Origin of the sequence: Halomarina pelagica, assembly GCF_024228315.1 — an archaeon.
Taxonomy (GTDB): domain Archaea; phylum Halobacteriota; class Halobacteria; order Halobacteriales; family Haloarculaceae; genus Halomarina; species Halomarina pelagica.
On the sequence record NZ_CP100454.1, the window covers coordinates 2,346,366 to 2,358,562 of the forward strand.

The following is a 12,197-nucleotide window of genomic DNA, read 5'->3' on the forward strand; positions in this document are numbered from 1 at the left end:
TCACTCCGGAAAGTCATCATCGAAAGAGTGTTCCCCGCGCTGATCGACGGGTGCGGTATGCGAAGATCGTTCGACGATCCGGAATGGCTGTTCGAGGGCGCAGTCCGCATCGGTGTCATCGTCGCGCTCACCCTCCTCGTCTCCGGCCTCCTCTCGGTGTTCGACGCCGGCCTCCCCGGTGCCATCGGCGGGTTCTTCGGTTACGTCGCCGCCGTCGTCCGCTACACCGGCCTCCTCACCGCGGTGATGTACGCCGTCGCGCGGGCGAGGCGGTAGCGTCCCGACGGCGTGCGTCGTCTCCGTCGTCGTCGGACGCGCTCGTCGGGACGCAATCGTGCGGGAACGAGGCGGTCGCCACACTCGCCCGGAACGACATCCTTATCCGACGAACGGCCGTCTCTCGCCCCATGGTCGCACCCGCGGCTGATCGAGTTCCGCACCGACTGTAGACGCTTCTGCGCGACCGGGGTGACGCGATGCTGACCCAGCGGACGCTCTCCGCCGCCGGCATCGACGCCGTCGCGCTGAAACCGACCGAGTGCGACGTGGGCGACGCTCGCTCGCTCGGCGTCGACACGATCGCCATCGACTACGAGGGGCGCGCGCACCTGCCCGACGCGGCGACGCTGCGGTCGCTCGCCGCCGAGTCGACGGTCTACCTCACCACGCCCGTCCGGACGGACGGGTTCGACCCCCTCGGGGACGACTCGCTGCTCTCTGACCTCCCCGAGGGCGTCGGTCGGGTGCTCGTCGCCGGCAACGCGGCGTACCTCACCGACGCCGAGCGGAAGCGCGCCATCGCCCCCCGCCTGCGGGCCGCGCTCGACGGGATCGTCGAGGCGGCCGGTGACGAGCCGACGCCCGCGCCCTGGATCGGCACCGAGGGCGTAGAGCGCCTCGCGCTGGCGGCGGTACTGGAATCGGGCGACTCCAGTGCCGGACGGGACGGGGAGGCCGCGTCGCCGGGCGCGGGCGGCGTCCAGTACGACCTGCTGGGTCGCACCACCGAGCGGGAGCTGCGCGCGCTGCGCTCGGTGGGCTTCGAGGGCGACGTGGCCGTCTACGCGCCCACCGTACTCACCGCCGACGAGGACGCGATCCTCGACGCGCTGGGCGGATACGTCTCGCGACGGCGCGCCGTCGGGCGGGCGCTCCCCGAGGGCGCGGCGACCGATCGCCGCGCGTCGGGACGCGCTCGCGAGGTGCTCCTCGCGGCGGCGCGCGACTTCGCGCTCGTCGGGACCGTCGACGAGGTCCGCGAACAGGTCGACGCCCTCCGGGACGCGGGCGCGACCGCGGTCGTCTGCTACCCCGCCCGGGGACTGGACGCGCTCGCGTAGGGGTCTCCGGGTCGGACCGGCCAGTTCGGATCGATCGAATCCGTCGAACCGGTCGGCCGCGTCAGGCGTCGCGCCCGTCGGAGGCTCCGTCCTCTCGCTCGTCCTTCGGTTCCCCCTCGGCCTCACCTCTCTCCCCGTTTCCGTCCTCCTCCTCCGTCGAGACGGCGACCGCGACGTCGCGCCCCGCGTCGGTCTTCGGGATGCGTACCCGGAGCGTGCCGTTGCTCGCGAGCGTCGCCTCCGCCGCTCGCGGGTCGACGGCGGCGTCCTCCGGGAGGTCCACCGACCCGTCGAGGGAGAGTCCCCGGCCGGGGACGCGCATATCGTAGTCCTCGTAGTAGTCGCGGAAGCGATCGATGCGGATCCGGACGGTGTTGCGGTCGAAGCGCACGTCCACGTCCTCCCCGGTCGCGCCGGGCGCGTCGAAGACCGCGAGATACGCGTCGTCGCTCTCCAGCAGATCGACGGACAGCGGCGTTCGCTCCTGGACGCGACTGGAGAACTTCCCGACGCCGTCGAGGACGACGCTCTCGACCCGCTCGCTCAGGTCCTTCAACATGGTCGGAGGTTCGGACGAGAGCGGCTTATCGGTTGCCCCGTCGATCAGAGGACGATCTCCTCGAGGTCGTCGGTCGACCCGCAGTACGGGCAGGAGAAGTCTTCGACGGACGTCTCGTCGGGCATGTCGTACGTGTAGTGGAGTTCGAACATGTCGAGTTCGCACTCCGCGTTCGTGCATTTGACCTCGAGCGTCTTCGGCATGTTCACCGCTACGGACGGGTCGCTAATCAATTCCACGGGGCGAGGGCGGCGACGCCGCACGTCGCCGCGTTCCGCGACGAGTTAAGCCGCGGCGCGACCAGCGTCCGATATGCGACTCGCAGCGCAGACTACGACGACGTTCCGCGACGCGGCGTGCGAGGTCGCGCCTCTCCCGACGGGGGGCACGGAACAGCACGGCCCGGCGCTCCCGTTCGGGACGGACCACCTCGCGGCCGAGGCGCTCGTCCGGGCGGTCGAGCGAGACGACGCGGCCGGGGGTCGCCGGTGAGAACTGCCGTCCGCCCCGGTTCCGGTGTACGGCCGCGCCGAGACGCGGCCGGGGGTCACCGGTGAGAACTGCCGTCCTCGGCGCGGGGGCGATCGGCACCACCGCCGCGTACGACCTCGCGACGCGCGGGGCGGACGTGACCGTCTTCGAGCGCGAGTCCGTCGCCGCCGGGAGCAGCGGGCGGGCGTCGGGCCTCTGCTACGACGCCTACGCCGGGCGCACCGACGCCGCCGTGGGCGACCGCGCGCTCGAACGGTTCCGGGAGCTGTCCGGCACCGGCGACTTCGAGTTCACCGACCGCCCGTACGTCTGGCTGGCGCGCGAGGGCGACGAGCGCCGCGCCGCGGCCATCCGCGAGCAGGTCGGCCGGATGCGCGAGCACGGCCGGAACGTGTCGCTCCTCTCGAAGGCGGCGCTCGCGGACCGCTTCTCGGCGCTCGAAACGGACGACGTGGCGGTCGCGGCCGTCGCCGAGAACGCGGGTCACGCCGACCCCGCGAGCTACGCCGCCGCGATGGCCGATCGCGCGCGGGAGGCCGGCGCGACGATCCGCGAGCGCACGCCCGCGACGCTCCGGGAAGGAGGGGACGGGAACGAGGGTCCCGTCGTCGAGACGGACGGCGGACGGGAGTCGTTCGACGCGGTGCTCGTCGCGGCGGGCGCGCACACCCGGCGGGTGCTCGCGGCGGCGGGGATCGCCGTCCCGCTCAAGCCCTACCGCGTGCAGGCGCTCGTCACCGGACCGACGCCGGTACGGGACCGTGACGCCCTGCCGATGCTCTTCGACGCGACCGGGGGTTACTACCTCCGGCCGTACGGCGCGGGCCTGCTCGTCGGCGACGGCACCGAGCCGGTGGAGCGCGACCCCGACGACTGGGACCGCGGGGCCGACGACTGGTTCGTCGAGGACTGCGCGGGGTACCTGGCGTCGGCGCTCGGGGAGGCACTCGGCGCGGAGGGGGATGAGGGTGCGGCCCTCGGTGCGGGCGGGGCGACGGCGCTCCCCGTCGAGCGCGCCTGGGCGGGTCTCTGCACGGCGACGCCGGACGGCGACCCCCTCCTCGGGGAGTGCGCGCCCGGCGTCTACGTCGCCGCGGGCTGGCAGGGCCACGGCTTCATGCGCGCGCCGGCGCTGGGCGAGGTGATCGCCGAGGGGATGCTGGGCGGCGAGGGGATCGGGGGCTTCGCCCCGACGCGCTTCGACGGGAGCGAGGACTTCGAGATCGTGGAGGGAATGGACGTGGCGGTGGAGCCGGAGTGAGGTGAGGCCGCTGTCGGCCGTCGCGCCGGTGCGATGGACGCGACGCGGTCGACGGACGGGCCGACCGAACGCAGTACTAACTGGTCGGGCGTCGTAGGGCGAGCGAGTTCCATGAGCGTACACTGTAACGGACCGACGACGCGCGCGAGGGGCGACGCGCCACGGGACGCGCTCTCGCGCGAGGACTGGCCGGGGCTCGCGCTGGCCGTCGCCTTCTGCGAACTGGCGGGGATCGTCCCGGGGATCGTCACCCGCGAGGACGTCGCCGCGCTGAACGAGCGGGAGACGGTCGATCCCGACGTCGCGCCGCCGGGGCGGGTCGTCCCGCTCGTCTGGAACGTCCTGTTCGCGCTGATGGGCGTCGCCCTCTACCTCGTGTGGCGCGACGCCGGCGACACCCCGGAGGGGAAGGTCGCCGTCGGCTTCTTCTCGGCGCAGCTCGGCCTGAACGTCGCGTGGTCGTTCGTCGTCTTCGGCTCGCGGGCGCGGAACACCTACCTCGTCGGCTTCGCGATGATCGTCCCGCTGCTGCTCGCCGTGGCGGTGACCGTCGTCGCGTTCGCCCGCGTCAGCCTGCGGGCGGCGCTGCTGCTCGTCCCGTACCTCGCGTGGGTGAGCTTCGCGACCGTCCTCTGCTACCGGGGGTGGCGGTTGAACCGGTAGGGAGCGAACGCGGAGCACTTCCTTGCAACGCGTTCGACCGATCTCGTCACGAACGTCTCGAAAGCCCTCGCGCTCTCGACTCCCACAGTACGCGCTGCGCGCCTCGCCTCGCTCGCCCCGCTCTCTCACCTGCGGTGCTTACGGTACTGGGGTTCGTCGAGAGTGCTCGCCCTTTCAGTCCACCAGGGCGACGCTCGCTCGGTCTGCACCGCGGATCGGATGATCGATACGTGCGTCCTGGTGTGGACTCGAAGGCGTTCGAGTCGGTGGCTGTCGAAGCGTAGACTGTAGCAGGTAGTCACCGTTTTACGCGCTCGTCCACTCACACCCTCCAATGACCGATCCGGCGACGCTCGACGTGACGCTCGTGGACGGCTACGTCGACGAGCCGGCGCACTTCGGCGTCCCGCCGTACGTCTCGACGTACCCGCGCTACGTCGCGGGCGCGCTAGTGGACGCCGGCGTCCCCGAGGAGCGCATCACCTACCACACCATCGACGCGCTTCGCGAGGACCAGCGCCGGTGGCGCGACGTGGAGGAGGCGGACCTGTTCGTCTACGTCGGCGGGATGACCGTCCCCGGCAAGTACGTCGGCGGCACGCCCGCCGAACCCGACGAGGTGCGGCGCATGGCGTGGACCGCGACGGGGACGACGCTGATGGGCGGGCCGGTCCGCTTCGGCGTCGGCGAGCAGAACGAGGGCGCGAGCGACACGGAGCGCAGGGACCTCGACTACGACTTCGTCGCCAAGGGGGACGTGGAGGCCGCCGCCCACGACCTCGTCGCGAACGGACTGGAGGGGTTCGGGAACCGCATGCGCGACGTGGAGGAGGTGACGCGGTGGGCCGAGCGCGGCGCGTTCGTCGTCGAGGCTCATCCCAACCACCCCGACTACCTCATCGCCGAACTGGAGACGGGCCGGGGCTGTCCCTACCGCTGCTCGTTCTGCACGGAACCGCTGTACGGCGACGCCACCTTCCGCCCGCCCGAGACGGTCGTCGCGGAGGTCGAGGCGCTCTATGAGCGCGGCGTCCGACACTTCCGACTCGGGCGGCAGGCCGACATCCTCGCCTACGGCGGCGACGGCGAGCGGCCCAATCCCGACGCGCTCCGGGCGCTCTACGGCGGGATCCGCGAGGTGGCCCCCGACCTCGGGACGCTCCACCTCGACAACATGAACCCGGTCACGATCGCGCGGTGGCCGGAGCTGTCCCGGGAGGGAATCGAGGTGATCGCGCGGCACAACACGCCCGGCGACACGGCGGCCTTCGGCCTGGAGTCGGCCGATCCCGTCGTCCAGGAGGAGAACAACCTCAACGTGGACGCCGAGGAGTGCTTCGAGGCGGTCCGGATCGTCAACGAGGCGGCGGGGTGGCGTCCGGGGGCGGGGGCGGACGGCGCACCGGGGGACGGCGCACCGTCGGAGGGATCGTCCGGGGAGGGAGCGGACGCCAACCGCCTCCCGAAGCTCCTGCCGGGGATCAACCTCCTCCACGGGCTGAAGGGCGAGCGACGGGAGACCTACGAACTGAACAAGGAGTTCCTCCGGCGGGTGTACGACGAGGGGCTGATGCTCCGCCGGGTGAACATCCGACAGGTGATGGCCTTCGCGGGGACCGAGATGTCGGAGACGGGATCGGCCATCGCGAAAGAGCACAAGAAGCTCTTCAAGCGGTACAAGCGGGAGGTGCGCGAGGAGATCGACAACCCCATGCTGCGGCGGGTCGCGCCCGTCGGCACCCGCCTGCCCGACGTCCACCTGGAGTACCACAGGGACGGCCGGACGTTCGGTCGTCAGCTGGGGACCTACCCGCTCCTCGTGGCGATCCCGGGCGAGCGCGACCTCGGAACGACGGTCGACGTGGCGGTGACCGACCACGGGTACCGCTCGGTGACGGGCGTCCCCTACCCGCTCGACGTGAACGCGGCGTCGATGGACGAACTGACGGCGATTCCGGGGGTGGGCCGCCAGCGCGCCGGCAACCTCGTCGTGGACCGACCGTTCGCCTCCGTCGCGGACGCGGCCGAGCGCGCCGGCGTCGACCTCGCCGACTTCGCCACCGTCCGGACGCCCGAGGGGGCCGACTGATTCCGACGGGGCGGCCGCGGGCCGTCCCGCCCCCGCTCGCCGTCCGTCGCCCGTGACCGTCCCGTCCCGTGACCCGTGGGCAAGGCACTTATTCGTCCGTGCCGACGGGCGACCAATGACCGAGGTGAGCGTCGTCCTCCCCGCCTACAACGAGGAGGCGACGATAGAGCGGACCGTCGAGACGACCCTCGCGACGCTCGCCTCGTTTCTGCCCGACGGCTCGTTCGAGGTGATCGTCGCGGAGGATGGCTGCGACGATCGCACCCCGGAGATCGCCGCGCGCATCGCCGGCGGCGACCGCCGCGTCCGACACGTCCACTCCGACGACCGCCTCGGGCGGGGCGGCGCGCTGGTGCGGGCGTTCCGACTCGCGGCGGGCGAGACGCTGGTCTACCTCGACACCGACCTCGCGACGGGGATGGACCACCTGGAGGAACTGGTCGAGAGCGTCCGTACGGAGGGGTACGACGTGGCGACCGGCTCGCGGCTCGTCCCCGGGCACGTGGTCGGTCGCCCCGCGAAGCGCGCCGTCCCGAGCCGCGGGTTCAACGCCGCCGCTCGGCTCCTGCTCGGCTCCCGCCTGCGCGACCACCAGTGCGGGTTCAAGGCGTTCGACCGGGGGGCGCTCTTCGCGCTCCTCGACGACGTTCGGGACGAACACTGGTTCTGGGACACGGAGGTGCTCGTCCGCGCCCAGCGCCGGGGCTACCGGATCAAGGAGTTCCCCGTGGGGTGGATCCCGCGCGAGGAGACGACGGTCGACTTCGTCCGCGACGTGCTCGGCATGGGGAGTCAGCTCCTGCGCTGCTGGTGGGAGTTCGCCGTCCGCCCGCGGATCACGCCGCGCGCGTCCGTCGCCGCCGGGGCGCTGCTCGTCGCGCTCGCGGCGGCGTTGATGACGCTCTACATCGACTTCGGTACGGTGCTCGCGGAGGTGAGCGCGGCCGACCCCGTCCCGATCGCGCTCGCGGCCGCCGTCTACGCGCTGTCGTGGCCCCTCCGCGGCGGTCGCTACCGGGCCATTCTCTCCGAACTCGGGTACGACGCGCCGCTCGGCTTCCTCACCGCCGCGGTGTTCGTCAGCCAGACCGGCAATCTCGTCTTCCCGGCCCGCGCGGGCGACGCCGTCCGTGCGTACGTGGTGAAGGTCAAGCGGGGGGTGCCCTACCCGACGGGGTTCGCCTCGCTCGCCGTCGAACGGGTCTTCGATCTGCTCACGATCACCGTCCTCGCAGGGACGGTGCTGTTCGGACTCTCGGCGGTCGGTCTCGCCGATCCCTCGGGCCTCGACGGCGTTCCCGCGGCCTACCGGCGAAGCGGGCGGACGGCGCTCGCCGTCGCGGGGGCGATGGGCGTCGCGGCGATCCTCGCGGTGTGGCTCGTCGTCCTGAGCGCGCGCGGCGACCGCCGCCTCGCCCGCCGCGCCGTCGCCCGGATCAGCTCCGACTCCTACGCCGACTACGTCGCCGACGCCGTCGAGCGGTTCGCCGGCGACGTGCAGGCGGTGGCGGGGAACCCGCGAGCCTTCGGCCGCGTCGCCGCGTCCAGCCTGGCGATCTGGACGCTCGACGTCGCCACCGCGCTCCTCGTCCTCGCCGCCTTCGACGTGGGGCTCTCGCCGGTCGTCCTCGTCGCCGTCGGCTTCTTCGCGGTGAGCGTCGGCAACCTCGCCAAGGTGCTCCCGCTGTCGCCCGGCGGGGTCGGCCTCTACGAGGGGGCGTTCACGCTGCTCGTCGTCGGACTGACGCCGGTGGGGTTCGCCACGGCGTTCGGGGCGGCCATCGTCGACCACGCGGTGAAGAACGCGGTCACGGTCGCGGGCGGCGTCGCCTCGACGCTCGCGCTCAACGTCTCGCTCGCGACGGCGGTCGAGGAGACGCGCGACGCCGAGATCGCCGAGATGGACTGAACGGCTCGAACGCGGGAGCGTCGCGGGGTCGATAGATAAACAGGCGCGGACGGATCGCTCTGACGGGAGAACGGGCAGTATTCGACGCTATCGCGCGCGTTCGATGGTGTAGATTCTTATAATCGGTACCGGAACCATTAAGAAGCTTTCGGGCCAAGGGACCGTACCAGACGACTGTCCGGGATTTTCGGGGGCCTCTCCTGCCCGGATAGCACACGCCCTCACAAATGAGTGATTCGAACACGCGAACGCGGGAACGACAGACCGAAGAAGAGCAGTCCGACGAGCGGGAAGGACTCGACTGTCCCGAGTGTGGCGGGAACCTGATCAGCGACACGGAGCACGGCGAGACGGTGTGCGCCGACTGCGGTCTCGTCGTCGAGGAGGACAGCATCGACCGCGGCCCCGAGTGGCGCGCCTTCGATTCCCGGGAGAAGGACAAGAAGTCGCGCGTCGGCGCGCCGACGACCAACATGATGCACGACAAGGGCCTGTCGACCAACATCGACTGGCGCGATAAGGACGCCTACGGCAACTCGCTCGGATCGCGCCAGCGCGCGAAGATGCAGCGCCTCCGGAAGTGGAACGAGCGCTTCCGCACGCGCGACTCCAAAGAGCGCAACCTCAAGCAGGCGCTCGGCGAGATCGATCGGATGGCCAGCGCCCTCGGCCTCCCCGAGAACGTCCGTCAGATGGCGAGCGTGATCTACCGCCGCGCGCTCGACGAGAACCTCCTGCCCGGTCGATCCATCGAGGGCGTCGCCACCAGCGCCGTCTACGCCGCCGCGCGCCAGGCGGGCGTCCCGCGGAGCCTCGACGAGATCGCGGACGTCTCGCGCGTCGAGAAGAGCGAGATCGCCCGCACCTACCGCTACGTGGTGCGGGAACTCGGCCTCGAGGTGAAGCCCGCCGACCCCGAGAGCTACGTCCCCCGTTTCGCCAGCGCCCTCGGCCTCTCCGACGAGGCGGAGAACCGTGCGCGCCGCCTCCTCCGCAACGCGAAGGAGCAGGGCGTCCACTCCGGGAAGTCCCCGGTGGGACTCGCCGCGGCCGCCGTCTACGCCGCCGCCCTGCTGACCAACGAGAAGACGACCCAGGCCGCGGTGAGCGAGGTCGCGGACATCTCCGAGGTCACCATCCGCAACCGGTACCACGAACTGCTCGAAGCCGAGCAGGACATCCCGGTGTAGGTCGGTTTTCACGTTTATCACCTCCCGCGTCGAGCGTCCGCCATGGCCTTCGGTCCCCGCTACGACCTCGCACAGGGCGTCCTCCTCCTCGTGGCCGTGAGCCTCCTTCTCGCCGGTTTCGGCGTCCCTTCGGGGCCGAGTCTCCTCACCCTCTCGTTCGTCGCCCTCGCGCTCGCCGGACTCCTCGCGCTCGCGGCGAGTCGGCGACCCGCGATCGAGGTCGCCGGTCGGCGCGTCGACTACCTCACCCTTCGGGGCACCTCGGGCTGTCTCGTCGGAACGGCGCTCGTCCTCTCCGGCGTGACCCTCTCGCTCGACGGCGACCCGTTCGGACTCCTCGTCGTCGTCAGCGGCCTGTTCGTCGTCGGTACCGGCATCGGCGTGCTACTCCGCCGTCCGACGTTCGTCCCCGAACTGCGAACCGCGTGACCACGGTCGCTCCTCACGTCGCTCCCTGACCGCGTTCGCTGGCGCTCACGCGACCACGGTCGCTCACTCCGTTCGATCCCTGATCACCCTCGCTTCGTCTGCGGGCGACCCGAACGTCGCCCGCACGGCCCGCGAGACGGCATCGTCGTCTCGCGCTGCTCGCGTGACCACGGTCGCTCCCGCTGGTCGCGCGAGCGGAGCAATAAAATTCAGGTATTTCACACGAGTTGGATTCTGGCAGTGAGCAGTGCAGGGCTCGAAAGCCCCCGGTCGCTCGACTCCCGGGGCTCGCTGCGGTCCTCGGGCTTCGCCCTGCGGTCCTTGCGTCGCCCGGGTTCGCCGAGCGACCGGCCCCTTTCAGTCCCACCTCGAGGTGGACGACGTGCTCGCGGCTAGCAGCCGACAGGTAGGCTACCCACGATGCCGTCTCGTGCTGCCCACGCGACCACGGTCGCTCCTCACGTCGCTCCCTGATCACCCTCGCTCCGCTCGCGTGACCACAAGACACTAGACGCCCCCGGTGGACCTCTCGTCCATGCAGACCGAGCACGTCGTCCGCGTCGGCGACGCCCGCGACCTCGCGCTCCCCGACGACTCGGTCGACCTCGTCGTCACCTCCCCGCCGTACCCGATGATCGAGATGTGGGACGAGCAGTTCGCGGCGCTCGATCCCGCCATCGGAGAGGCGCTCGACGCGGGCGACGGGGACCGGGCGTTCGACCTGATGCACGACGTGCTCGACGACGCGTGGGCGGAACTGGCGCGGGTGCTCGCGCCGGGCGGCATCGCCTGCGTCAACGTGGGCGACGCCACGCGCACCGTCGGAGAGTTCGCGCTCTACCCGAATCACGTCGAGGTCGTCCGGCGACTGCGCGAGCGCGGGCTGACCCAGCTTCCGGGCGTGCTCTGGCGCAAGCCCGTCAACCGCGGGACGAAGTTCATGGGGTCGGGGATGCTCCCCCCGAACGCCTACCCGACGCTCGAACACGAGCACGTCCTCGTCCTCCGGAACGGCGGCCCGCGGCGGATCGAACCGGGCGCGGACGACCGCTACGAGGCGGCCTACTTCTGGGAGGAGCGCAACGAGTGGTTCTCCGACCTCTGGACGTTCAACGGGACGCCGCAGGCGCTCGCGCCCGACGAGGAGCGCCGCGACCGGTCGGGGGCGTTCCCGCTCGCGCTCCCGCTGCGCCTCGTGCGGATGTTCTCGACGCGGGGGGACACCGTCCTCGACCCCTTCTGGGGGACGGGGACGACGACGCTCGCGGCGATGCTCGCGGCCCGCGACTCGGTCGGCTGCGAACTCGACGCGACGCTCGTCGAGGCGTTCGCCGACCGGATCGACGACCTCCCGGCCCGCTCGCGCGAGCGCGCTCGCGACCGCCTCGCCCGTCACCGCGCGTTCGCCGCGGGCCGCGACGACCTCGCGTACGAGGCCGACCACTACGACTTCCCCGTGATGACCCGTCAGGAGCGGCGGATCCGGCTCTACGCGGTCGAGTCGGTGGCGGCGACGGACGCGGGCTACCGCTGTGCGCACGCGCCGGTCGAGTTTTGACCCCGCCGGTGCAAGCCCGACCATGGACTTCGATTCGTTCGTCCTCGCGGCGGTCCTCTCCGACCTCGGCGAGGAGCGCGCCGCCCGCGAGCACGCAGACGCCGTCGAGTTCCGCATGGACCTCGCGGACGACCCCCTCGCCGCCCTGGACGACTACGACGGCGAGTTGCCGATCCTCGCCACGAACCGCGTCGAGTGGGAGGGCGGCGAGGCGGCCGACGACGACGCCCGGGTCGACGCGCTCCGGGCCGCCGCGGAACACCCGCGCGTGGAGGCCGTGGACGTGGAACTCGCGGCCATCGCGGCGGGCGAGGGCGTCGGCGTCGTCGACCACGCGCGCGAGCGCGACGTCGCGGTCGTCGTCTCGGTGCACGACTTCGAGGAGACGCCCGCCCGCGCCGAGATGGCGCGCCTGCTCGGCCAGGCGCTGGAGTTCGGCGACGTGGGAAAGCTGGCGGTGACGGCGGACGCCCCTGCCGACGTGCTCCGCCTGCTCGCGCTCACCCACGCCCAGACGGAGGCGGGCAACCGCGTGGCGACGATGGCGATGGGCGAGGCGGGACGACACTCCCGCGCGGTCGCGCCGGTGTACGGCTCGCGCATCGGCTACGCCCCGGTCGATCCCGCCGACGCGACGGCACCCGGGCAGTACGACCTCGCGACGCTCCGCGACCTGGTCGACGCGCTGGACGCTACGTGACGGAATC

The 12,197-nt window shown here is 71.9% G+C and carries 12 protein-coding genes and 1 pseudogene; 11 read left to right on the top strand and 2 right to left on the bottom strand.

What is annotated here, in order from left to right; genetic code table 11:
• Positions 1–57 precede the first annotated feature (57 nt).
• Together NKI68_RS12170 and NKI68_RS12175 are read left to right on the top strand one after the other, a co-directional pair.
• Positions 58–276 carry a hypothetical protein gene (locus NKI68_RS12170; RefSeq protein ID WP_254543366.1) on the top strand — a complete coding sequence of 73 codons (219 nt, stop codon included), beginning with the start codon at positions 58–60 and terminating at the stop codon, positions 274–276.
• Positions 277–476: 200 nt separating this feature from the next.
• Complete coding sequence (locus tag NKI68_RS12175) at positions 477–1,340, top strand: DUF7388 family protein (RefSeq protein WP_254543367.1); 864 nt, start codon at positions 477–479, stop codon at positions 1,338–1,340.
• A 61-nt stretch (positions 1,341–1,401) separates the two neighbouring features.
• Here the strand turns inward: NKI68_RS12175 and NKI68_RS12180 are convergent, their stop codons facing one another.
• Both NKI68_RS12180 and NKI68_RS12185 read right to left on the bottom strand, forming a co-directional pair.
• Positions 1,402–1,899 (bottom strand): Hsp20/alpha crystallin family protein, encoded by a 498-nt coding sequence (locus NKI68_RS12180; RefSeq protein WP_254543368.1) that lies wholly within the window; start codon positions 1,897–1,899, stop codon positions 1,402–1,404.
• 44 nt (positions 1,900–1,943) lie between these two features.
• Positions 1,944–2,102, bottom strand: a complete 159-nt coding sequence (locus NKI68_RS12185; RefSeq protein ID WP_254543369.1) for a DUF7559 family protein — start codon at positions 2,100–2,102, stop codon at positions 1,944–1,946.
• Positions 2,103–2,211: 109 nt separating this feature from the next.
• Between NKI68_RS12185 and NKI68_RS12190 the strand changes: the two are divergent.
• The 9 genes and pseudogenes from NKI68_RS12190 to NKI68_RS12230 all read left to right on the top strand — a co-directional run.
• Positions 2,212–2,370, top strand: a pseudogene (locus tag NKI68_RS12190) (creatininase family protein); the annotation flags it as partial.
• A gap of 82 nt (positions 2,371–2,452) precedes the next feature.
• Positions 2,453–3,652: an NAD(P)/FAD-dependent oxidoreductase gene (locus NKI68_RS12195; protein WP_254543371.1), complete on the top strand. Its 1,200-nt coding sequence runs from the start codon at positions 2,453–2,455 to the stop codon at positions 3,650–3,652.
• 111 nt (positions 3,653–3,763) lie between these two features.
• On the top strand, positions 3,764–4,315 hold the full coding sequence (locus NKI68_RS12200; RefSeq protein ID WP_254543372.1) for a TspO/MBR family protein: 552 nt from the start codon (positions 3,764–3,766) through the stop codon (positions 4,313–4,315).
• A gap of 334 nt (positions 4,316–4,649) precedes the next feature.
• Positions 4,650–6,404: a radical SAM protein gene (locus NKI68_RS12205; protein ID WP_254543373.1), complete on the top strand. Its 1,755-nt coding sequence runs from the start codon at positions 4,650–4,652 to the stop codon at positions 6,402–6,404.
• Positions 6,405–6,519: 115 nt separating this feature from the next.
• The gene (locus tag NKI68_RS12210) at positions 6,520–8,313 is read left to right on the top strand and encodes a flippase-like domain-containing protein (RefSeq protein WP_254543374.1); all 1,794 of its coding nucleotides are present in this window, start codon (positions 6,520–6,522) and stop codon (positions 8,311–8,313) included.
• A gap of 227 nt (positions 8,314–8,540) precedes the next feature.
• Entirely contained in the window at positions 8,541–9,503 is a 963-nt protein-coding gene (locus tag NKI68_RS12215; protein WP_254543375.1) for a transcription initiation factor IIB, read from the top strand.
• A gap of 42 nt (positions 9,504–9,545) precedes the next feature.
• On the top strand, positions 9,546–9,932 hold the full coding sequence (locus tag NKI68_RS12220; RefSeq protein WP_254543376.1) for a DUF7994 family protein: 387 nt from the start codon (positions 9,546–9,548) through the stop codon (positions 9,930–9,932).
• A 535-nt stretch (positions 9,933–10,467) separates the two neighbouring features.
• Positions 10,468–11,490, top strand: coding sequence for a DNA-methyltransferase (locus tag NKI68_RS12225; RefSeq protein ID WP_254543377.1), 1,023 nt, complete (start codon positions 10,468–10,470; stop codon positions 11,488–11,490).
• Positions 11,491–11,512: 22 nt separating this feature from the next.
• Positions 11,513–12,190, top strand: coding sequence for a type I 3-dehydroquinate dehydratase (locus NKI68_RS12230; RefSeq protein WP_254543378.1), 678 nt, complete (start codon positions 11,513–11,515; stop codon positions 12,188–12,190).
• Positions 12,191–12,197: the final 7 nt, after the last annotated feature.